General features: G+C 60.1%; 23 protein-coding genes and 1 pseudogene. 9 read left to right on the top strand and 15 right to left on the bottom strand.

The genetic code is table 11. The annotated features are described in order from the left end of the window. Positions 1 to 21: 21 nt before the first annotated feature. On the top strand, positions 22 to 318 hold the full coding sequence (locus CJ255_RS00335; RefSeq protein WP_097642094.1) for a type II toxin-antitoxin system RelE family toxin: 297 nt from the start codon (positions 22 to 24) through the stop codon (positions 316 to 318). Continuing rightward, a complete protein-coding gene (locus CJ255_RS00330; RefSeq protein WP_097642093.1) occupies positions 315 to 587 on the top strand; it encodes a hypothetical protein in 273 nt (90 codons plus the stop codon). The genes CJ255_RS00335 and CJ255_RS00330 overlap by 4 nt, the downstream gene beginning before the upstream one ends. Before the next feature lie 94 nt (positions 588 to 681). On the opposite strand, the gene CJ255_RS00325 is transcribed toward CJ255_RS00330, so the two are convergent. Then, positions 682 to 1,953: a hypothetical protein gene (locus CJ255_RS00325; protein ID WP_097642092.1), complete on the bottom strand. Its 1,272-nt coding sequence runs from the start codon at positions 1,951 to 1,953 to the stop codon at positions 682 to 684. Positions 1,954 to 2,237: 284 nt separating this feature from the next. On the opposite strand from CJ255_RS00325, the pseudogene CJ255_RS00320 reads away from it, so the two are divergent. Continuing rightward, positions 2,238 to 6,119, top strand: a pseudogene (locus CJ255_RS00320) (Hsp70 family protein). A 36-nt stretch (positions 6,120 to 6,155) separates the two neighbouring features. Continuing rightward, positions 6,156 to 8,054, top strand: coding sequence for a CHAT domain-containing protein (locus CJ255_RS00310; RefSeq protein WP_097642089.1), 1,899 nt, complete (start codon positions 6,156 to 6,158; stop codon positions 8,052 to 8,054). Positions 8,055 to 8,102: 48 nt separating this feature from the next. Here CJ255_RS00310 and CJ255_RS00305 read toward each other — a convergent pair whose 3' ends face one another. The 3 genes from CJ255_RS00305 to CJ255_RS00295 form a co-directional block, all read right to left on the bottom strand. Continuing rightward, entirely contained in the window at positions 8,103 to 9,113 is a 1,011-nt protein-coding gene (locus tag CJ255_RS00305) for a hypothetical protein (RefSeq protein ID WP_097642088.1), read from the bottom strand. A gap of 78 nt (positions 9,114 to 9,191) precedes the next feature. After that, positions 9,192 to 12,716 carry a type IV secretory system conjugative DNA transfer family protein gene (locus CJ255_RS00300; protein WP_097642087.1) on the bottom strand — a complete coding sequence of 1,175 codons (3,525 nt, stop codon included), beginning with the start codon at positions 12,714 to 12,716 and terminating at the stop codon, positions 9,192 to 9,194. Further along, positions 12,713 to 13,177, bottom strand: a complete 465-nt coding sequence (locus tag CJ255_RS00295) for a hypothetical protein (protein ID WP_124681763.1) — start codon at positions 13,175 to 13,177, stop codon at positions 12,713 to 12,715. The genes CJ255_RS00300 and CJ255_RS00295 overlap by 4 nt, the downstream gene beginning before the upstream one ends. A gap of 165 nt (positions 13,178 to 13,342) precedes the next feature. Between CJ255_RS00295 and CJ255_RS00290 the strand changes: the two genes are divergently transcribed. After that, on the top strand, positions 13,343 to 13,570 hold the full coding sequence (locus CJ255_RS00290; RefSeq protein ID WP_097642085.1) for a DUF433 domain-containing protein: 228 nt from the start codon (positions 13,343 to 13,345) through the stop codon (positions 13,568 to 13,570). Beyond that, the gene (locus CJ255_RS00285; RefSeq protein ID WP_097642084.1) at positions 13,554 to 13,871 is read left to right on the top strand and encodes a DUF5615 family PIN-like protein; all 318 of its coding nucleotides are present in this window, start codon (positions 13,554 to 13,556) and stop codon (positions 13,869 to 13,871) included. Before CJ255_RS00290 ends, CJ255_RS00285 begins: the two co-directional genes overlap by 17 nt. Positions 13,872 to 13,957: 86 nt before the next feature. Here the strand turns inward: CJ255_RS00285 and CJ255_RS00280 are convergent, their stop codons facing one another. Beyond that, a complete protein-coding gene (locus CJ255_RS00280; RefSeq protein ID WP_097642083.1) occupies positions 13,958 to 14,251 on the bottom strand; it encodes a hypothetical protein in 294 nt (97 codons plus the stop codon). A 75-nt stretch (positions 14,252 to 14,326) separates the two neighbouring features. Here CJ255_RS00280 and CJ255_RS00275 point away from each other — a divergent pair, with 75 nt between their 5' ends. Continuing rightward, positions 14,327 to 14,635 (top strand): hypothetical protein, encoded by a 309-nt coding sequence (locus CJ255_RS00275; protein WP_097642082.1) that lies wholly within the window; start codon positions 14,327 to 14,329, stop codon positions 14,633 to 14,635. Continuing rightward, the gene (locus tag CJ255_RS00270; RefSeq protein ID WP_097642081.1) at positions 14,632 to 15,054 is read left to right on the top strand and encodes a type II toxin-antitoxin system VapC family toxin; all 423 of its coding nucleotides are present in this window, start codon (positions 14,632 to 14,634) and stop codon (positions 15,052 to 15,054) included. Before CJ255_RS00275 ends, CJ255_RS00270 begins: the two co-directional genes overlap by 4 nt. A 273-nt stretch (positions 15,055 to 15,327) precedes the next feature. On the opposite strand, the gene CJ255_RS00265 is transcribed toward CJ255_RS00270, so the two are convergent. From CJ255_RS00265 to CJ255_RS22330, 5 genes are all read right to left on the bottom strand, one after another. Then, positions 15,328 to 15,984 carry a hypothetical protein gene (locus CJ255_RS00265; protein WP_097642080.1) on the bottom strand — a complete coding sequence of 219 codons (657 nt, stop codon included), beginning with the start codon at positions 15,982 to 15,984 and terminating at the stop codon, positions 15,328 to 15,330. A 13-nt stretch (positions 15,985 to 15,997) separates the two neighbouring features. After that, entirely contained in the window at positions 15,998 to 16,423 is a 426-nt protein-coding gene (locus CJ255_RS00260; RefSeq protein ID WP_097642079.1) for a hypothetical protein, read from the bottom strand. A 400-nt stretch (positions 16,424 to 16,823) separates the two neighbouring features. Further along, positions 16,824 to 17,144 (bottom strand): hypothetical protein, encoded by a 321-nt coding sequence (locus tag CJ255_RS00255; protein WP_124681762.1) that lies wholly within the window; start codon positions 17,142 to 17,144, stop codon positions 16,824 to 16,826. A 123-nt stretch (positions 17,145 to 17,267) separates the two neighbouring features. Then, entirely contained in the window at positions 17,268 to 17,474 is a 207-nt protein-coding gene (locus tag CJ255_RS00250; protein WP_097642077.1) for a hypothetical protein, read from the bottom strand. A gap of 119 nt (positions 17,475 to 17,593) precedes the next feature. Next, on the bottom strand, positions 17,594 to 17,824 hold the full coding sequence (locus tag CJ255_RS22330) for a hypothetical protein (RefSeq protein ID WP_124681761.1): 231 nt from the start codon (positions 17,822 to 17,824) through the stop codon (positions 17,594 to 17,596). A gap of 53 nt (positions 17,825 to 17,877) precedes the next feature. On the opposite strand from CJ255_RS22330, the gene CJ255_RS00245 reads away from it, so the two are divergent. Further along, the gene (locus CJ255_RS00245) at positions 17,878 to 18,348 is read left to right on the top strand and encodes a DUF7682 family zinc-binding protein (protein WP_124681760.1); all 471 of its coding nucleotides are present in this window, start codon (positions 17,878 to 17,880) and stop codon (positions 18,346 to 18,348) included. Positions 18,349 to 18,358: 10 nt separating this feature from the next. Here the strand turns inward: CJ255_RS00245 and CJ255_RS00240 are convergent, their stop codons facing one another. The 5 genes from CJ255_RS00240 to CJ255_RS00220 form a co-directional block, all read right to left on the bottom strand. Continuing rightward, positions 18,359 to 18,850: a PIN domain-containing protein gene (locus tag CJ255_RS00240; protein ID WP_097642075.1), complete on the bottom strand. Its 492-nt coding sequence runs from the start codon at positions 18,848 to 18,850 to the stop codon at positions 18,359 to 18,361. Beyond that, positions 18,843 to 19,088, bottom strand: a complete 246-nt coding sequence (locus CJ255_RS00235; RefSeq protein WP_097642074.1) for a UPF0175 family protein — start codon at positions 19,086 to 19,088, stop codon at positions 18,843 to 18,845. The genes CJ255_RS00240 and CJ255_RS00235 overlap by 8 nt, the downstream gene beginning before the upstream one ends. 150 nt (positions 19,089 to 19,238) lie before the next feature. Beyond that, positions 19,239 to 19,556: a UPF0175 family protein gene (locus CJ255_RS00230; RefSeq protein WP_097642073.1), complete on the bottom strand. Its 318-nt coding sequence runs from the start codon at positions 19,554 to 19,556 to the stop codon at positions 19,239 to 19,241. Between the two features lie 725 nt (positions 19,557 to 20,281). Continuing rightward, positions 20,282 to 20,998: a hypothetical protein gene (locus tag CJ255_RS00225; protein ID WP_097642072.1), complete on the bottom strand. Its 717-nt coding sequence runs from the start codon at positions 20,996 to 20,998 to the stop codon at positions 20,282 to 20,284. A gap of 118 nt (positions 20,999 to 21,116) precedes the next feature. Further along, positions 21,117 to 21,647, bottom strand: a complete 531-nt coding sequence (locus CJ255_RS00220) for a site-specific integrase (protein ID WP_097642071.1) — start codon at positions 21,645 to 21,647, stop codon at positions 21,117 to 21,119. Positions 21,648 to 21,703: the final 56 nt, after the last annotated feature.

Raw genomic sequence — 21,703 nt, 5'->3', positions numbered from 1 at the left:
ATACATGCGAAGGTACGATCTGTGGCATACCGTATCGAGTACACGGATAGTGCGATCGAAGATATCGCCTACTTTACCAAATACGAACGAGGATTGATCGTCACTGCGATTGAAACGCAGCTCACCCACGAGCCGCTCCGCGAGGTGCGGAATCGTAAGCCGCTGGAATTCAATGCGCTGGCCCGCTGGGAAGTCCGCGTTGGGAAGTATCGGATCTTCTATGATGTGGAAGTCAGCGACCGCGTGGTGCTGGTCAAAGCGGTGGGCTGGAAAGAGCATAATCGGCTCTATATTCGTGGCAAGGAGTATATCCTATGAAAACCGTAGACCTGATGCGGGTTGTTGATGCAGTGGAAGAACTGCTCGATCTTGCAACCGACGATGGCGTCTTGCTGCGACTGCCCAATGGGAAAGTCTTTTTGCTTCGCTCAGTAGCGGAAGACGATGATGAGCATGACGATTTTGCCGATGAAATTGCGCGCACACGCCAGAATAGTATGCTGATGGAACTGCTTGAGGTACGGTCGCAGGAGCAGGCACGCATCCCGGCGGAAGAAGCACGGCGCCGCCTTGGCTTAGATACCTAAAACCAATGCCTTGCAAATAAGCTCGCGCCAAGCCGCAAAGCCGCGAAAGGTTGGCTTCCCTACGCCAAAAGCTTTGCGCCTTTGCGCCTTTGCGTCAAAGTAGGTGCCTTATTTGAAAGGTATTGCACCTAGTGTGCCGGACACCGACATAGCCGACTTCCACGCGCACCCGGCGACCGGTGAGCAGGCGCTGCTGGGCGCGGGCAATCTGGCGCTCAAGCGCCTCGGCGGTCAACGGCTGCTGGCGAGCGCTCGTCATCTGGCCCTGACGCCCCTCGCGCTGGGCGCGTTCCTGAGCGGCCAGCCGCTGCTGACGTGCCGCCTCTGCCCGTTGGGCCAGATCGGCATTGCGGGTCTCAAACTGGCTCCGCGTGCGCTCCAGCGCCGTCTGCACCGTCGCATCCTCCAGCGCAGCGCGGGGCAAGCGAAACGTCGCCGGGCTGAGACGGCCCTCGATACGCACCTTGTTGCCAGGGCGCAGCAAGGCATCACTGGCCGGAATGATCGCCTCCTCCGCGCTGATCAACACCTCAACCGGGATGGACTTCACGACCGGGCGCACGGCTCGCCCAAAGCTGGCCGCCAGCACCTCGCGGTAGCGCAGCGTCACCCCGGCATAGTGCTCGACCAGGGTGCGGCGGTCGCCATACTGACGGGTGTAGATCCGCGGACGATCGACGACCTCGCCCTCAAGCTGGACCCAGGCCATATCGGGCACGTCGTCGCCGATCTCCTGCACCCCGATCACATCAATGCGAATATCCCAGGTACGGCGTCCCGCATCGTAGGCATCGCGCTGGAAACGCTGGTCGTAGTACTCCTCCATGCCCAGCGGGCCAAGGATGGCGATCCGCTGCCCATCCACAAGCAGGTGCTCGGCGCGGGAACGCACCGCATCGCTCATCGTAATCGGCAGGCGGTAACTGGCACGAGCGGCACTCTGCCCATCGCCAACGACCTCATTGATACTCAGTTCGTAGCGATACTCAGCGGCACCCAGCTCCGTGAAAATCCGCCGACCTTCACCGCGCCCCGTAGTGACGACGCGCACCGTCCCGACAATCACGGTCAAATTCTTACTACGCGGTTGGCCCTCCCCATCAGGCGTCCCGTTCGGCGCACGATCACCGTGCAGCGCCGTCGCGAGCATCAGGGCGACCCGGTCAGGCAAAATGAGGCCGAGGTGCGGCGGTGGCGACGTCGGCGCAGCATCATGCGGCGCAACAGGCGCAGCGGGCGGGGCATGCGGGGCATGCGGGGCATGTGGGGCAGGCAAGGCAGGCGAGGCAGAGTCAGTGGTGGCAGCGTCCGGCGGAACATCCCAATCCTCGGCCAGCAAACCCTGGCCGGCGCCGTTGGTGAGCATCGTGAACCTCCTGGCAATGCACAGCGCCACGAGGATGGCGCTGCGGCGCAGATGCGCCTGGAGGTATCATGGGGGATTGCGGGCCGGAGGGCATCGGTGATCATTGCCGATCAACGTAGCAAGGTGCGATAAGCGATGTTCACCTGGTGTGCTATCATGTGAAAGAGCGATCATCTGTTTGTGAAACATCAGGATTGCTGGGATTGGAATGATGATGGTGGACTGAACGCTATCGTTTTTGGTGTCTTCCTTGATGCATCTTCTGTACATCAAATACCAAGATCATGAACAACTCTGTCACGCGAGATCTACTTGAACGTCTGGCTCAAGGGCAAGGGGCACTCTTTATCGCTGAAAGCTACACCTCAGGAGCGTCGAGTGAGCAGGCATTAGCAGCAGAGTTGGCTGGGTATTGTAATTACGACCGACCCGAACAGGAACTATCGCGGGTAGCTGATTATTTTGAAATTATGTCTGGGCGCCAGAGTCTCATCCAGCGAACTATTGACTGGGTAGACCGTGTGCGCCGAGAACCTACGCTACACCACAAGTTGCTTACTGCCTTACCCTTTGGGGTTATCATCACGACAAGCTTTGACACCCGGCTTGAAGAAGCCTTCCGACGTGCAGACAAACCGTTGGCAAAAGTAATTCGTGATAGTGACGTTAGCTTTGGTGATGGTAAGCAGGTAACACTTATCAAGGTGTGTGGCTGTGTGGAGCAGCCAGAAACTCTGGTGTTAACTGAGCGCGATCATCGTACTTTCCAGCGTCGCCATCCCTTAATCGCAAATCAACTGAAAGTTATTTACGCGAGTAAGACCCTCATCTTTCTTAATTACGACCTACAGCGTGACTACCTGCGCGAGTTCCATGAAGAGACGATTGCTGGGATTCGCCCTCTCCACCGTACCGCTTACGCTGTCACCCCCCAGTCCGATGAATTCACTAGACGCTACTGGGCAAAAGACAATATTGTTGTAATCGCCCAGGGAGCCGAGGCGTTCCTGCAAAATGCTGTAACGGCTCTGCCGAAGACTCTCCCAGCTATTGCTCCTCGCCGCGCCATTGTCATCCCTAATTTGGCGACACCGTATAAATATCTCGATTATTTCGAGACGGCAGATGAGGGACTATTTTTCGGTCGAGGTGAAGAGGTGCTTCGGCTCAGTCGGCGCATTCTGGCGAGTCGCCAGTCCGTGCTATTCGGTGGATCGGGCTTCGGTAAAACCTCACTCATCAAAGCTGGTCTGATGCCTGAGATCGCCCGACTCGGGTATCTACCTATCTATAGTCGTTGTCTTGATAATCCAATAGTGGCCCTTGAGCGGGCGATCGATGACGCGGTGCGTGCCTGTACTGGCTGTGGCGTTGATAGCGAGGATCAGTCAGCTAGTCGTCTGCTCAGCATTGTGGCACGTGCACAGCAGGTCGTTGGTCAGCAGTTGGTTCTCTTCGTTGACCAGCTTGAAGAGATCTTTCGGCTATCCTTTGAACAGCAGCAGAATTTTGTCATCCAGATTGCTCGCGTTATCACCAATGACCATGTTGGTCTACGCGTCGTTTTTGCTCTGCGCGACGACTTCTTTCCTGAACTCGAGAGTTGGCAGGGTCAGCTGCCCGCGATTTATCACCACTTCTTTCGCCTTGGTCGTCTTACCGAAAGTGCCGCCACTGAGTCTATTGTTGGCCCTCTTGGCTTTTGTGATGTCAAATTTGAGGATAAGCTGGTCGAGTTGCTGATCGAAGATTTGCGTGCTGAGGGCAGTATTGAGCCTGCGCAACTGCAGATCGTGTGCAGTCGTCTTTACGAGCACTTCGCAGCCGAACAGATCATCACGGTTGAGCACTATGCCCAACTTGGCCGTGCACAAGCTATCTTTCGTGCCTACTTTGAAGATGTGATCGGGCGTCTGACAGCATCCCGCCGTGTTCTTGCTAACCGACTTTTGCAGGAGCTCGTTAGTACAAGCCGTACCAAACTCCTACGAACAGCAGCCGAACTCGCAAGCGGGCTTGATATCAATCTCAAGCAGATCGAGCCGTTGCTCGTCGAACTTGAAAACTCGCGTCTCATACGGCGTCTGCAAACCGATGATGATTATAAGTACGAAATCATCCATGATCACATTGTGCAGCAAGTATGGGAAACTTTTACTGACGATGAGGTGCAGATAAAGCAAGTGCGGGAAATGCTGCGTTACGAGGCCATTGCTTGGCTGCGCTACCGAACTCCGCTCAACCAAAACAAGTTGGCAGATATCTATCGCTACTGGATGCATATCCAGTTTGAAGAGCGTGAGCTTGAGTTGATCTTTCGCAGTTCTCTGACGTTCGGGAAACTCAAGCTATGGCATGAAGTAACAGCCGCGAGATTGAGCCAGCTAAAAGACATGTATGTGCGCTTGCTTGGTGATGATAACCGCGACGTGACGTGCGCCGCAGCAGTCTTATTGCATGCCCAAGCTGAGGATGCCGCGTGGCTCAGTGAGGTCTTGATCAAGGTTCGCGATGTGCATCAGCACGAGGTTCGCAAGACGTTACGCCAATTTCAACAAGGTCGTTCGGTTGAAGCATTCACTGATGAGATAGATAACAGTAACCGACGCAAGCGCCGAGATTGGCGTGGTACCAACATAATCGGGATCGACTTTGGGACTGGATCGTCTGCAGTAGCGGTGATCGAGTCGGGCGATCCTATCATTATCCCCAACCAAGAGGGAAGCAAGTTTACTCCCTCTGTAGTGGCTTTCACACATCGGGGCGAGATAGTAGTCGGCACACCAGCCCTGTTGCAGGCCCCTGTGAATCCCGAACGCACGGTCTTCTCGATTAAACGCCAGCTAGGTACCACCTGGTCGCTCTCGATTGATGGCAAAATCTACGGCGCAGTTGAGATCGCAGCCATTATTATCAACTACCTCAAAGCGCAAGCCGAAGCGTACCTTCAACAACCAGTTACCCAGACAGTTATTGCTGCGCCAGCCTACTTTAGTGTAGTTTAACGCCAGGCTCTTGTCGAGGCTGCCCATCAAGCGGGGCTTGAAGTGCTACGGATTGTCGCTGAGCCGACGGCGGCAGCGATGGCATACGACGGGGTTGATCTCTCGACGGATCAAGCTCTGGCCGTCTATGATTTAGGCGCTGGCACTTTTGATGTCTCACTACTTATAGCTTCTGATGGAGTTGTTGAAGTAGTGGCAATCAATGGTGATACCACACTCGGTGGTGATGACTTTGATGAGCGGATTGTCAGTTATTTGATTGATTACATCCGACAGACAAACCAGGTCGATCTTTCGCGTGATCTGAGTGCGCGAGTGCGCTTGAAAGAAGCTGCTGAAAAGGCCAAAATTGCCCTTTCAGGGATCGAGACCGTCAATATCTATGTGCCTTTTCTTTATAGCAATGCTGGTGCCGTTTGCCACCTTGATTTCGAGTTGACTAGAACTCAATTCGCGGAGATGACAGCTGATCTTGTGAAGAAAACCATTGAATACTGTCGTGCTGCTCAGAAGGATGCAGGTAATGGTTGGAGGACTTATGTAGATTCATTTGAGTTACTGTTAGTTGGTCTTTCGACAAAGATTCCCCACGTCCGCCAAGCAGTACAAGATCTATTTGATGTCGAACCACGGCGCGGTATCGATCCAGATGAAGCAGTGGCCCTTGGCGTGGCGATCCAAGCTGGTGTCATCAGCCACAGTGTGAACAATGTACTCTTGCTTGATGTTGCACCTAAAACTCTTGGCATCGAGGGGGAGGGTGGCGTTATGATACCGATCATTGAGCGGAACACGACCATTCCGACACAAAAGAGTGAAACTCTTTCTACAATGCGCGATATTCAGACGAGCGTTATCATTCATATTCTTCAAGGCGAATCTGGCCATGCACATGAGAACGTAAGCCTCGGCAAGTTGCTGGTAGTAGGGGTTTCACCGGCACCACGCGGAATTCCTCAAATCGAGGTGACATTTAACATCGATCAAAATGGCACTCTCGAAGTAACAGCCACTGATAAGGCAACCAGAGGAACAACGAGGAAAACTATTCACTACAAACATCCTGCTGAGTCGAACGCAGCGCTAGACGAGGATCACGAGATCGACAAGCTCAATCTGCCAATCGTACTGCCCAAAAAAGATGAAGCAACAAATTCGTAACTGAAGACTGACGATGCAATAGCTTGGAGCACGTTGATGGCTACAGATGCACTCGTGAGCCTTAGACAACAACTCGCGGCAGGACGCCTGGTGCTCTTTGTGGGCGGCGATCTGCCTGCCACGATTACGGGGGTACCAGGACGCGCAGAGTTGGCCGCAGGTCTAGCGGAGCGTCACCATCTTCCTAGCGGTCTGAGCCTCGCAGCTACGGCCCAGCGCGTGATGCAGAGCGGCAACCGCTTTGCTTTCACCGACTTCCTTATTCGTCAACTCGACACCCTTGGACGTGACCCTCAACCTATTCACCGCTTGATTTCACGACTGTCACTATCAATTATTATCACAACTGCCTACGATAACCTGCTCGAGCTTGCGTTCCAGGACTCTGGCACCCCAATCAATCGCATTGTGCGTGATAGTGATTTGGCCTTTGTCGATCCACGTCGGCCCACCTTGATCAAACTCTATGGGGATCTTCAGCAGCGCGACACCCTGATCGTTACCGAAGATGATCATTACAGTTTATGGCGTAGCCGTGACAAGGAGGGGATGCTCGACGAGGTGCGCCGAGCGATTCGCAGTAACGCAGTCCTTTTGCTTGGACATAGCCTAACAGACCCAGACTTCCACATACTCTGGCGCGAGGGCCTCGACCGCATGGGGAAATTTGCTTTGGGTGCCTATGCGATCCATCCGGGGATGAGCCTTGACGAACAGCGGATCTGGGATGAGCGTATGGTTCGCATTGTGGATAGCGACCCAGTAGCATTACTGGCCATGCTCGCAGGTGAACCGACCTCAGAGAGTCGGGATCTTGTCGAGATAATCCCACCTATGCATCCCACTTCTCTTCTCACTACCCCGGCGCACATCACGGCCGATCTTGTCATTTGGCTGCGCCGACGCACCAATGCCCCCCACGAGGCGTTGATCATTTTTCGCCCACCTGGCATCCCAGTTGAAGAACAAATGGTTGAAGGTCAACCCCCAGAGGTCAACCTCGATCCCCTGCTGCTTTTACCTCACACCCTAGACATTAACGCGTACGGCAACGCGCTATCTCAAGTGTTATTCGCCGATTCGCGGCTTGCGCTCGCGCTTATTCGCGCTCAGGAGCGTGCCTTAGGTGCCAGAACACCACTGCGGTTACGCCTCCAACTCGACGCTGACGATCCTGCTTTGCATCGCATACGCTGGGAACTTCTACGAAACTTGCAGCGCGACAGTTTCCTTTGCACACGCGACCAAGTACACTTCTCCCGTTATCTAGGAAGCTCTGATACCACACCCTTCTCTGCGCATGCTGTTACCCTTCCTACGGCGCTCGTCGCTGTGGCTGACCCGAAGAATCTGCACCATTACAATTTAGCTCCACTTGATGGTGCGCAGCAAATTGCTCAAGCACAAAGTGCTCTAGCGGGTTATCAGGTAGCAGTGATGCCGCATACCACGCTGCCAGCCTTAGCGGATCAACTCCGTGCTGGCCCGAGCATCCTCTATCTTATAGCGCATGGCACACTACTTGATGATAGTAGTACGTGCCTTTATCTAGAAGGCTCTGATGGAATGGCTGAGCCCATTCGTGCAGAGCGTTTTACCTCAATGATTGCAGGGCTGGCGGTTCGACCGCGCCTCGTAGTGCTAGCTTCCTGCCAGAGTGCTGGCCCAAGCGATGGTCTGGATAGCGGCCTGATTGCACTCGGTCCACAACTCGCACAAGTCGGCGTAGGTGCCGTCCTAGCAATGCACGACATGGTTGCGGTGTCTACCGTCACCGCCGGGATGCCCATCCTATTTGACGAGCTACGTCGGCATGGTAGTGTGGACCGAGCTATGGCGGCAATGCGTAATGTGTTGGCAACGCGAGGCAACGATTGGTGGCAACCCGTGCTTTACCTCCGCCTGCGGGACGGGCAACTTTGGCCTGTGAAATAAGCCAGACCAGCTACTGCGCAGAGATAGTGTATTTGTGCGATAAGGCAGTCACTGAATATATCGCTTTGACTCAACGGAACATTGATGCTCTACACTCTCCCCCAGGCTCCTCGCCTGTACCGGCCTCGGCTGCTCAAACCGCAACACCCCCTCATCCAGATCCCAGGGCCGCAACGAACGCGGACGGCCTTCCATGTCGTGCCAGACCCATACGCTGCGCCCGTCAGGCATGTGGCGGCGCGGGTTCCAGGGGTGCCATCGGCCGCCAGTGCCCAGCGTGAGCGTCTCCACCGTCGTGAAGAAGGCGGGCAGCAGCGCGTACTGCGTCCAGGCGCTCCAGATGGTTTCGAGCCGGGGCCAGCCTTTGTCGGTGATCCAGAGGAAGATCGTGTGCGTGGCTGGCGGCCAGCTGGTCTGATCCCAGCGCGTGCGCCAGTTGCGGGCGCGCTGCGCGAGTTGGCGGGCATCCTCGCTGCCGCTGTCGATCTCGACCACTAGGCGCATAATGCCGATGCCCGGCGGCGGGGTGTAATCCGCGCCCAAATATTCTGGGGCGTAGGCATCGGGCCGCGTGCGCTGCGCGGGCAGCCCGTCGAGGTCGTAGCCGATGGCGGCGAGTCCGTCGCCGCGGGCGTCGCTGCCGCTGAAAGGCCGGATCATCCAGCCCATCCCGCTGATGCCCAGGTCGCGCTGGATATCGTCGGTGAGCGCAACGCCAAACTGGTTGGCGAGCAGTAATCCTGAGCGCACCCGCTCGGCAACCGGGCGCACGGGCGCAATGCGTGGGAAACCCGCCTCGCGCAGCAGGCGCGCTCCGTTGCGCCCGAGTTGGTAGCTGCGCCCGCCAGGAATGGCGATGGGCTGAATGGTCTGATCCGCCTGCCAGCGCCTCAAGCGTTCAGCGCGGGCCTGACGGCTCACCGCCTCGGGCCAGACGAGTGTGCAGAGGTCGTTTTCGTCGAGCAGGATGCAGTCGTTCAGCCGTTGGAGCAGCAGTCGGGTGCGTTCACCGAGTTTCGCCCATGTGCTGCGTCGTTGGCTGCGGGTGGTGGGGGGCATCTATTGCTCCTATGAAACCTGACAAGGTGAGGGGTGGATAAGGTGTGTGAACTCGTGGCGATTCACCCGGTCACCTTGTCATCGCTGCCTTCCAGGCGGGCCAGGCACGGCCGGTGGGGTGACGGCTGGGCCAATTGGCGACCGGCCGGCGTCGCGCTGCCGCCGTCCGCGATCCTGCTGCGCCATGCTGAGCTCGTCGGTCGGGTAGCGCCGCACTAGCGCCGCCACGTAGCAGGCGTTGATCAGCGGGTGGACACCGTAGCGCTGCTGGCTGAGTTGCGCTAGGTGCTGATCGGCGGGCAATGTGCGCGGGCTCTGAGCCAGGTGCTGGGCATCGTGCTGCGCTCGTCGGGTTGCGACCGCTCGGAGCCGCTCGACCATGTGCTGTACCTCCGTCCAGGCTTGCCCGCTGAGTTGGCTCGCACTCGTGCCTTTGCCCTCGGTAACCAGCGCGGCGCTGCACTCCTGATGGATCGCGCTGAGCCAGTCGTGAGCCACCGCCCGGTAGACCGTCTCGGGCAGCAGATCCGGGTGCGTCGCCAGGGCCTCGTTGACGCCCTGCTCGATGGCCTCCAGGGTTGCCAGGTCACAGGCTTCGGCGGGTGATGCGGGCGTGAAGGGCACCGGCGCTGTCGCGTGCTGCTCCGGTGCTGGCTGCTCGGGCGGGCGATCACGCGGGATGGCCGACATCAAGCCCATGTCGCGGCTCTGCACTGGAAAGCGGATGAGCAACTCCTCGCGGGGCTTGACCCCGGTGAAGTCTTCGGGCTGGAGGCCCTGGTTGGCGTAGGCGTTCACCAGGTCGCGGGTGTCGTCGCGCACGCCGCTGGTCAGGCACATGCCGCCAATCACGTTCAGCACGATGCCGCCCAGCTTCTCGCCAAGCTGGTTCAGGCCCTGGTGCGCGCCGACCAGCCCCACGCCCATTGAGCGCGTGCGCGTCCACATGCGCTCGGCGTCTTCGGCGCGTTCGGCCTTCACGAACATCTGCACCTCGTCCACGAACAGCGGCCAATCCCAGCGCTGCTCCGGGTCGGTCTCGGCCTGTTGGGCGAAGGTTGCGCTGACAATGCTCTGGAACAGGGCGGCGCCCCAGAAGGCGGCATTGGTCTCGCCGATCTTCTCGGGCACGAACTTGATGATCACGATCGCCTGCTCGCGCATCGCCTTGGTCAGATCGATCGTCGAGGCGGGCTGGCAGAGCAGGCGCTGGCCGGTCTCTGATCCGACCAGTCCGGTCAGGCGGCGCTTGAGGCTGTCAATCGAGGTCTTGATCTTCTCCGGCATCGCGGGCACCTGCACCAGCCAATAATCGCGGATGGCTTTGTCCACCACCCGGCTCAGCACCTCGTCGCGGTAACTCGGCGCGAGGTAAAAGCGCTCGAGGTGAACCAGACTCGGCGTGTGCTCGCCTTCCAGCAGCGCGCTGATGCCCATGAATAGGGCTTGCTGCATGCCCAGCGCGCCAGCCCAGATTTCCGGCTCGATGCGGGCGAAGATCTGGCCGATTTCGCCGGCCACGACATCGCGTGGCTTGTCGCGGATGAGCCGCCGGTCGAAGGGGTTGATGCACGGTACCCATGCGGCGGTGGTGTCGATCACGATCACGCGGTCGTAGGCCTCTGGCGGCAGGATGCGCAGCAGGCGGTCGCAGAGGTCGCCCTTGGCGTCAATCACGCCACAGCCACCGCCCAGGCGGGCAATCTCGTAGACCATCGTCTCGACCAGGCTGCTCTTGCCGCTGCCCATGCCGCCCATGGTGTCCCAGCCCTGGCGCAGGTCGCGCAGGGTCGGGCCGATCAGGGCGAGTGCGCCATCGCGCTGCTGGGCATAGGCGAGGCCCAGACGTGCGCGGCCGAGTTCGTGTGGTGTGGCTGGTCGTGGTTGCACCTGCCGCGATTCGGCGGCGGCGGCCTCCGCTGGGCTGAGGAAGGCCGCGACGGGGGCGGGCAGGTGCTTGCTACTGCGCCAGGCAAACTGGGCCTCCAGATCGAGCGACGGCGGGTGCCAGAAGGCCGCGAGTTCATACGGGCCGAGGATGCTGCGCTGCTTGCCCGGCGCGGGGAAGAGCGTCCAGCGGTAGCCTGGCCAGATCGGCTGGTGGGCGTGAGCGCCCAGCGTTGCCAGCCGGTCACGGGCGCGCGCCGCCCGTCGGCGCGGGCTCCGAGCCAGCACGAGCAGTAGACCCGCCAGCGCGCAGAGGACGGCCAAGACTGGTTCGAGCAGGCCCGTTGGCACCGTGGGGAGGGCGATCGGCACGCTCGGCAGGAGAGCCTGGATGCGCAGCAGTCCCTGAGCTAGGGTCATCCCACCCGCAGCGCCGGCAAGGGCAGTGATCACCGCGCCGATGATCGTCGGCAGACCCCAGGTCGGCAGCGGCGCCGCGCCGATCGTCGCGGGGGTGAGCGGGATGAGGTGAAAGCCTGGCGTGCGGCCGGGCATCCGGCTGCCGACCCGCATGAGGCTCTGGCGGGCATCACCCGCTGGACGGCTGAAGGTGCGCAGCGCGTGGTGCATCGCCCGCAGCTGGCGCAGCGCGGCGTCGCGGGTCTGCGCCGCGACGATGCAGCGCACCACCACATCGAAGCCGTGGCTCTCGACCTTGCGCACCAGCGCCTCGTAGGCGGCCAGGTCTTCCGGGTTGACCGTGCCCTGAATCTGGCCGATGCGTTCGCGGAGCGGGGCACGCCAGTCCTCCTTCGGTGGCAGGGCGCGCACCATCACCTCGAAGGCCGCGTAGCTCACGCCATCCTGGCGGGTCAGCGCCGTCGCCAATGGCCCGAGCGGGTCGCCGCCGACGAACATCGCCAGGTCTTTGAGCGGGTAGGACGGCGTGCGAGCCAGCATATAGTCGGCGTAGCCCGCAAGCTGCGGCCCGTCAGAATCCTGGTGCTGGGTGAGCATCGTCGAGACATCGTCGCTCGCCGGGCGGGTCGTGGTGCCGGGCGCCTCACCGCTGAGCAGGTTGCGCAGGGCATCCGTGCTGGCGACCTGGGTGGCCTGCCCTGCCGGGGTGCGCACGGCGAGCCGCACCCGATGATCGGCCATGCCATTGACGAGCGCGAAGACGACGCGATCTTCGCTGCCCTGGAGCCGCCCCGCAGGACTCAGGATCTCGCCAAGGCCTGCGAAGAGGTCTACACCGCGACCGAGGTCTGCGGCAGGAGTCCGCGGCAGTTCCACCAGCACGGTTGACAGTGCCAGCGTGCGCCGCCGGGAAATCTGGCGGGCGATCATCCCGGCGCCGATGATCAGGTGCAGGATGACGTAGCTCAGCACGGCCACAAGGCCCAGCTTGACGAAGGGATAGGCCACCTGGAGCCACCAGCCCACGCGTGCGGACAGCGGGGCGAGCGCCGGTGGAGCCTGGGTCAGCGCGAGCAGCACGGGCGTGGGGGCAAGGACGAACCCGCCAACGAGGAGCAGGCCGATGATGCCGAAGAAGCGGGCAAGCGAACGCTGCCGCCGTCGGCCCTTGGCGACTTCGGCGTCGGTTGGCGGGCGCTGGTCGGGATTGCCGTGCCAGCGCGGACTCTGGGTACGCGGCGGCACCCGCGACGGCGACGCGGCGCCGCCCTGCGTGCTGGGAGAACGGGGCATCATCCGGTGCCCTCCGCAGCATCGCCCCGCATGGGTGGAGTCTCGACGAGCGGCGGCAGGCCGCGCCAGACCGTCTGCCCCCCGGGGAGCCACGCCATCGCCTGGCCCATCCTGACCGTTGGTAGTCCCGCCGGGCGGAAGGCGTCGGGCAGGGCTGGGTAGCGCAGATCAGGGGTCTCGATCACCGGCAAGCGGTGGCAGGCTGCCCGCAGGGTCGCCAGCGGCGCCTGGTCGCCGAGGATGAGCACGACCTGCACGCCACTCGCTGGAGCCAGGAGCGGGAAGAGATCCGGCCACATGCTCGCGGTCGGCGTGACCATCAGCAGCAGCGGCGGCGGCTGGGTGGCCTCCGCGTGGCCGCGTTCGCGGGCGAAGCGCTGGCGCAACTGCGCGTGGCGGGCCTGATACCATTGTAGATTGCAGATTTTGGATTGTAGATTGCCGCGCCTGCCGTTCCAATACACTTTGGCAGTTATGCCAATGGGGAAGGCTCAAGGATACTTGGGATGAGCGAGCGCGTCGGGTTGCAGCAAACGCCAAGCTGTGCATGAGCTGTGGTATCATGGATCTGGTGACGAGCGTACGCGAGAAGTCTGGGCGCGAAGCAACGATGGCAAGGATTGGTAGCTATGGATACCCCCAATCCCTTGGTGGAAATAGACCCCGAAAAACTCGGCGGTACCCCCGTCTTCTTCGGCACTCGCGTGCCCATCCAGAACTTGTTTGACTGTCTCGAAGAAGGCGAGTCCCTCAATCAATTCCTCGACCAGTTCCCAACCGTGACGCGAGCGCAAGCCTTGGCAGTTCTCGAAGAATCAAAGCAACGCTTGATCCTCAGCTATGCGCGTACTGCTTGACGAGTGTGTCACGCGCCACCTCAAACGGGAGTTCATCGGGCAAGAAGTTCATACCGTCGAGGAGGCCGGATTAAAGGGGTTACAGAACGGACGGCTCTTGCAAGCTGCTTCCGGGAAGTATGATGTCCTCGTGACGGTCGATCAAAATGTACGGTACCAACAGAACTTTAATGCCACCACGATTGCGGTTATCATCCTCAAGGCCCGCCGAAGCACGTACCCCCTGCTGAAGCCACTGATGCCAAAGGTGCTTGCGCTCATTGCTAGGATGAAACCTGGCGAAGTGGTTGTAGTGGATTGATCCGCGAGGATCAAGCTTCGCGATGTGTTGCCCCCGCTGCGTAGGGAGGCGGCAGCCTCCTCGTCCGTTTGGCGGCAATCTGCAATCTAAAATCCGCAATCTTCAATGGTATCAGGCGCGTCCAGATCTGGAGGCGCAGGAGGCGGCGGCGCAGGATCCGCAGGCGCGGATCGGGGCGCTGCTGGCGGCGTCGGCAACGACGGCAGCATCCGCCGCCAGCGCCAGAGCCCCCAGAGGCAGAAACAGGCAAAGCCAGCCAGCGCGGCATGGCCCGTGGCGGGTATCGCCGCAGCGACGTGCGGGGTCTGGAGCAGCATCACGGCCCCGCCCACGAGACAGACCAGCACGAAGGGCATGATCTGGCGGTGGCGCAGGCTCATTCAAAGCTGAAGATTGGCTGTGGTATCATGTAGCCGGTGACGAGTTTACGGTAGAAGTCTAGGAGCGAAGCAACGATGGCGACGAACGTCCTCATTACCCGCCAACCTGACAACCGCTACACAGCGCGTGCCCTCGTCTTGCCCGAGATCGTTGTTTCTGGCGCGACAGAGGCCGAGGCGGTAGAGCATCTGCGGGCCGCATTGAGCGATGTGCATCTGCATAGCCGCATAATCCAGGTTGAACTACCGATCACTACACCAACGTTAGAGCATCCTTGGCTGCGCTTCGCAGGCATGTGGGAGCACGATCCCGACTGGGATGCGTTTGATGCAACCGTCACAGCGTTGCGTCATGTCGATACGCCTGACACACCACCCGTATGAGTCCGCGTTTCATCCTTGATACCGACCACATCTCGCTCTATCAGCGACGGCATCCCCAGGTGGTAACCCGCGTCCTGGCACTCGATCCCGCCGAGCTTGCCACAACGACGATCACGCTCGGCGAGCAAATTCAGGGTCGGCTCGCCATGATTAGTCGATCTGGTTCGCAGCCTGATACGGCACGAGGTTACGTGCGTCTACGGGAAACCGTCACGTTCTATCAAGCGATCCAGTTGGTCGATTACACCCCTGCCGCCATCGCGCACTTTGAAGCTCTGCGCCGCCAGGGAATTCGCATCGGGACGCAGGATCTCCGCATCGCCGCCATTGCCCTAGCTGAGGGGACAATCCTCGTCACGCGAAATACGCGGGATTTTGCCCAGGTGCCAGGACTCACGCTGGAGGACTGGGCAGCTTGAGGCGTTCGAATGGTCATCGCAGAATGGACAGCGAAACCGTTTGGGGCAAATTTCAATTCAATCGCGTAGATTACCGCATTCGCATCAACACGGGGAGTTGGGCGTCTACCACTTCGATCTTGCCCCCCGGTTGAACCTCAGCAATGAGCCGGAGCGCAGCTTGCATAGCCGTTCCTTTCGCTGACAATACATCTCATTGTAGCGTAGTTCAACCCTCAATGAATGATCGTTTCGTGAGCCGCGAGTATCTCACGCGCCACTGCTCCTACTCGGCTAGCGATGCCGCACTTCAATCGATTGCCGGTTCGTGATGGCGCGATTCAGCACGATCCCGCCCAGATGGACGGCGGCATTCATGGCGGACTGCTTCGCCTGGAACTCCATCTGGTTTTCGAGATCACTCTGTTTGCTGATGCGGATGGCTTCCAAGCGTTTCCACCACGGTGTATTTTTTGGAAAGGCTGTCAAAGAAGACTCAGATTCTACCCAAACCTCTCCAAGGTTAGTAATCATATAATTAGTAAACTCGTGAGCAAGCACATTCCTGTGTTTGGTGTGAAGGTAAGTATAAACCACAAAAATCAATACCGCAGCACCAATCAAAACCATGCCGAGAGTGAGAGATGAAAAAATAAAAGATAAAATAAGTGCCATAAAAAATAGTGCAAAGGAAATAAAACCCATTATTGAGTACGGATCAGTTTTGTAATATTGCAGCATTAATTTCGATATAGCCTCCCTAAAATCCACCACCTCCTGCTTCGTATTGAACTGAAACTCACTCACCTCAAGATCGAGCAGTTCAACCTGCTGCCCAGCGATATTCGGTGGCGTCAGCATGCTCGCCTCGATCCAGCCCAGAATCTCTTTCCCAGTCGTGCCGATATAGAGCACATTCAGCCAATGGGCGCTCTCGGTGCGGGCGATCACGATCAGGGTAGCCTCAGGAGGCAGCGTCGTGCGCTTGGGGGCGGTGGGCCAGGGGTAGACCTTGAGTTCGCTGCTGGTTACGACGGTCGCGGTAATGAACTGAGCCTGTTGTGGTGCAGGTGCGGGGGGGGGGGGCGACAACCGCTACGGGTGGGGCCGGAGCCGCAGGCGGTTCAGCGGGAGTGCTTGGTGCTGCGGACAAACCCTTACCACTGTCCAACTGTTCCAGGGCCGCATGGGCTGCCGGGTGAAACGGATCGAGTTCAAGGGCCTTATCGAGAAACTTGCGTTGCTGCTGGGCATTGATCGCCACCAGCGAGGCCAGGTAGTACGTTTCAGCGTCTGGGCTATCCTGCAGCGCCTCACGCAGCAAGACCCGCGCCTTGTCGGCATCAAACGTATCAATGGCGGACTGGATTTGGCTGTTGAACTTGCTCATCCACGATGCTCCTTTGAAGCGACTCCATCCACCGATGTCCGCCTGCTAAGCACTGGACGCACGCAAACGGCGGTGGTCAGCGATCCATGATCGCGATCAATGCGATACTATCGGATGAACGTATATCCCGTAAGAATTATACCCATAGATTGAAATGTGAGTCAAGTTTCATCATGCGCCGGTGTCATGGGATGCACATCGCGGGTCGCGTTCAACCGGACGTCGCCGCGCAGCCGCGAGGACGGAATGACCAGCGGCAGCGGGTTATACCATATTTAGATTGCGAGTTTTGGATTTTAGATTGCCGCGCATGGCGTTCCCATGCGATCTGGAGGCCAGGCCAATGCGGCATCATCAATGGTAATTGGTATTATCGCTGTGGAGCGGTGGAAACGCGGGGTCAACGGCCATGCGACACCTCCTCGGTGGCAAGCTGGAGCGGACGCGGGCCATCCAGCGCGGTGATCTGCTGCTGACTCTCGGCGACCACCGGGTCGAGGGCGGTGCGCAGCAAGCGACGAATCGCGCCAGCCGAGAGCAGGGTCGGGCCGGGTTCAATGCCGAGTGTCGCGAGTTGCCCGAGCAAGCGGTGCGCCCGTGTGAGCGCCTCCGTGACCGGATCGCCGGGCAAGCGGCTGATCTGACCGACAATCGCGGCGGGCAGCAACTCGCCCCACATCCCGGACGGCGGCACTTCAGGCGCCACCGAGGGCACCGCCACCACCCAGCGCACCGTGCGCAGCGGCACCAGCGTAGCCCAGGTATGCTGGAGCGAGTCGGTGAGCGCTCCGAGGATGGTGTAGCTCTGAAAGTCGGGGGCGCGCTGCTGGGCCGCGCTGAGGGTCTAGATGAGTGAGGCGACGACCGCCACCAGACCGACACCGAGGGCCTTGAACAGGGCCGAGAACCAGGAGAAGCGATCCGGATTTTGCGTCCAATTCTCGTAAATGCTCCAGACCAGGATAATCGCGGCGATGGTGGCCACCGCCGCCGTCGCCCAGGTCAACACCGGGAGCAGCAGCGCATTCAGATCAGGCAAGCCAGTCCACATAGCGTGCAGGAACCTCCTTATCTACGTGACGAGTGACGAGTGACGAGTGACGAGTGATGAGCGTTCGCCAGCGGAGCGAGTTTGCCCTGTGTTCGCACACGTCCCTATCGGCTATCGGTCTATCGGCTATCGGCTATGTTCGGTGGCATCACCTCCTTCACCAGCGACCAGGAACTCAGCAACTGCTGATGCAGCCAGTCTAGGCCGAAGGCGGGAGCGGGGCATCGGTAGGAGGTGCGGAAGTTGGGGAGGTCGGGACGGGGAACGCCGCGCCGCAACGAGGAACGCGTGGTGGCGTGCTGCCCTGGAATCAGGGGGGGGCGCAACGAGCGCAGCACCTGGGTGCCCAAATAAACCCCTGCACGGGGCGTTCCGTGAAACATTCTGGGCGATTCGGCGTACTATGATCACGAAGTTTCTCGTCACCGTATTCGCATCCACACCCAGGAGAACCGTAGTGAAGCACATCCAGACCTTTCCCTGCGGCCATCGCGGCTGTGGTCAGTCCTGTCACCGCTGTGCCCAGCAGGCCCAGCACGCCCACCACGAGGCAGCGGCCCGCGCCGCGCAGCAGCAGCTGCGGAACGACTGGAAGGCGCGCTTCACCACCGATCCGATCAATCTCCGCCGTCTGCCCCAGCCCGCACTTGTTATCCAGGCCCGCCAGGTGATCGCCGCGATGGCCCGGGGGCAAGACTATCGTGCGCTCGGGGGCAAACAGCTCGCGAAGTGCCCCAGCTACGTCTCTATTCCGCTGCGGGATCACTATCGCATCATCTTCAGGCGCACCGCTGCAGCACGGTTCGAGCCGCATGGCGTCTATAGCCACGAGACCTATAACCGGGTGGTGGGGCAATTGAAGCGCACCGGCTAAGTGGCTGGCCTCAGGCTTGATCTTCCCCGGCAATACGCAGCACATGCGCGCGCAGCCTGGGGCTGATACGTCGGCCCTGGGCAAGCATCGCGGCGATGACGGGCTCGACAGCCGGAATCAAGCGCTGCTGTTTGGCGCGCAAGAGCACGGTCATTGTCCCAATCACCGGCAGGCCGCGTGCTATGGCAATGCGCCGGCCCAGCCGGTCATCCAGCACCACGGCCCGTGCCTGAAGCGCCGTACTCAGGGCAATCGTGGCAGCCTCGCCGCGGCCCAGGCCCTGGATCGCGACGAGTTCGCGGTCAGGTCCGATCGCCTCGACCACCAGCCAGGCAAGGGTGTCAAGCGCCGGCTCCAACGCACCGCGCTTCGCCTCGTACTCGTCGCATACCGCCTTGGCGATGCGGATTTCGCCATAGACGGCAGGGAGCAATGCGAGCATACCGACGCCAGCAAGCGTGATCAGCGGGCTCGTGTTGGAGACGACCGGCTGGCTAGCCACGCTCGAGTTCCGTTTCCAAATCGATATCGTCGTCGAACTCAGAGACACCGTAGCGTCCCAAGAGGTCAAGGAATTCGCGCCGCGATACCCCAAGGATCTCGGCGGCTTTGCCGGTTGAGATCGCACCGAGCGTGTAGAACCGGATCAAGACCGCCTCGTGGGCCAGGTGCTCAAACTGATCGCGCGTCAACCCCGCGAGGGTGAGCAACTCGTCGGGATACGTGATCTGAATGCTCATAGGTCACTCCGTCGCGATGATGGGAGCAGTCGCTGTGCATGGAGCGCTTCCCGCCACAGCACGAGCGTGTGCCTACAATCAAACGTCAACGGCGCCAGAAGACCCACCCTCGCCATCATCGTTAGCAAGGTAGCCCTTGGGCCGCGCTGGTCACCGCAGCCCCTGGTGCTCCAACCGCTCGGCGAGATCATCAAGCTCGTCGGCGGAGCGATCTGCACTGGGGCGCTGCATCATGCCGCGCGCCTGGAGCGCGTCCAGCACATCCCAGCGCGTGACCCCAGCGAGCTCAGCGGCACGCGCGAGACTACAGGCATCAGCGAGATACAGCTCAACCACCTCATCCAGAGTCGCATGGGCAGGCAGGATTGTCTCCACGTGTTCCTGGAGGTGCAGCGCCAACCAGCGCTGCTCGGTCGGCGCAAGCTGGCGGGCGAGATTAAGCACCTGTTCAGGCGTGATGGTCGTCATCGCATTCCTCCCTCGCGGTGGTCTATTCGCGGGTAGCTGCCCCTATTGTACCATAGCGAACAGGTGTTTCTTCTATGGGGCACGTCTACACCCCGCACCCCGCCCACGGCAGCCAGCCAAACAACAGGCACCAGAGCCACGTCAGCCAGTCGAGGATGGCCGGGCCACCGAGCGCACCCTCGACCTCGTTGGCGCGGTCGTCGTTGCCGGGACTCCACCAGGTGCCGTCGGGCCGCTCCGGGTTGGCCTTTTAAACGTAGAACGTAGAACGTAGAACGCAGAACGAACGCTCACCCGCGCCAGATGGGATTTGATTGGCCAAACTTGTTCTCGCATGTTGCGTGATCAACACCGCTGTTAGGCAAGCAGATCCTGATGCGGCGGTCGCACATGGCTTTATGAAGGGTGTTGCCGCTGGTAATGTGAAGATTGCGGGCTGTTGGCCTCCCTGTAGCAAGCCACCTGCGCCGCTAGCCGTGGAGACCAAGCGGTACGTCAGCGGTAACTATCGGGCAGGAGCGTCACATAGTGACGGTCTGCTCGGCTCGTGCTGACCACGGTATCCTTGAAGTTGGTTTTGTGCAGTTCCTTACAGCGCCTAAGCACGTCCTATGTGCAGAGCCGATTTGGGCACATAAGGCAGTGTCGTGATAGTGTTAATCATATGTTTTTTACTCGTGTAAGCTATGTCTCCGTTCTACGTTCTACGCTCTACGCTCTACGTTCTACGTTCTACGTTCTACGTTTAAGAGCAGGTCGGTGAGGCCGCTGCGGAAGCTATTGCCGGTGAGCACGAAGACCGCCCGGTAGGTGCAGACGATGACCAGAATCGAGAGCGCCGCCTGGCGGATGACGTTGTGCATCGCCTGGGGACTCCCCAACCCCGACGCTCCCGGCCAACTGATCGTGAGCGCTTCGGGAGTGGTGAAGAGCAGATTGAAGGCCGTATCGGAGGTACTGTTGATCTGACCGTTCAGCTCCACAATCTGCCCGCTCCCAAAACGGCCCAGCACCTCAAACACCGAGGCCAGCGAGTAGATAATGCCGGTCGTAGCCCCGAGTACCGAATCGAGCAGCCACTTGCCCGGGTTGAGACTGAGGCTCATCCAGGCCAGCGGATTGTTGGGGTTCGTGTCAGGGGTCTGCTGCTGAAGTGGTGCCAGCGCCCCCGTAGCAGCGGGACGATAGGCTGGCCCGAGCAGCGGCGGCGGCAACTCGGCGAAGCTCGGCGGCAGCGCAGGCAGCTCAGCCGACGTGATACTCCCCGTCCCGCCACCCTGCGGCCGTGGCTGCGTGACGTCATTGAAGGGCGAATCGGCGTGCGCCGGCGGCACGGCGATCAGCATCATCAGCACCAGGCTGATCAAAATGCTGCCGATGATCAAGACCCGTCGCCAATGCTGCGTCAACCAGACCCATGAAGGAACAACCGCCATCCGCATACCAAACTCCTGCACACATAACGAAACCCCGGCTGCACCATAGCAGCCAGGGTTCGCAGGGGCATCGGTGAGGGTGGATGAAATGGGTCAGTCAGATCTCATCCGCGAGGCGAGGGGCTCATGGGTAATCCGCCACCGCAGGGCGATCACGTCGCCCGCAACCACTATGCGCAGCACGAGATCCGCCATAAACCAGCGCCACCGGGTATGCACCGGCTGGCACTGCGATCTGCCAGCTGCCTGCGTTGCTCGCACAGACAGCGCGACCAACAGAGTTGTCGCGCTGGGCCATGAGCAGGCGCGAACCGTGCAGGTGTGCCGGCACCGCCCGCACCTCGGCGCGGGTGAAGACAAACGGCAAGCACCGTGACGTGCGGGCGGTTAGCACGCCAACTGGCACCTCAACTGGGATCTCAAGGACGTAGCGATAGTGGAAGAGGATGGTGCTGCGAAACTGGTTCTGCATCGACGCGGCGACGTGTTGCTCGGTGAAGAGGTGGATCAGCAAGGCCTTGTTTTTCGGGCGGCCCATAGCACGGGGAGGGCGCTGCTGGTGGAACAGGATAAAGCGACGCATCCAATCAATGGAGTGCTGCTTGCTGCGGTAGGCGTCGTGGCGTGCGTGCAAAACCTCGCGCGCATCGTCCAGTCATTTCGGGGGTGGTGTGGTCAGGGCACGATTCCGGGAACAGCGTCACGACCAAG

The sequence above is a fragment of the Candidatus Viridilinea mediisalina genome (genome assembly GCF_002532535.1).
Classification (GTDB): domain Bacteria; phylum Chloroflexota; class Chloroflexia; order Chloroflexales; family Chloroflexaceae; genus Viridilinea; species Viridilinea mediisalina.
The sequence above is the reverse complement of the archived record's forward strand: the minus strand, read 5'-3'. Positions and strand labels throughout refer to the sequence as shown.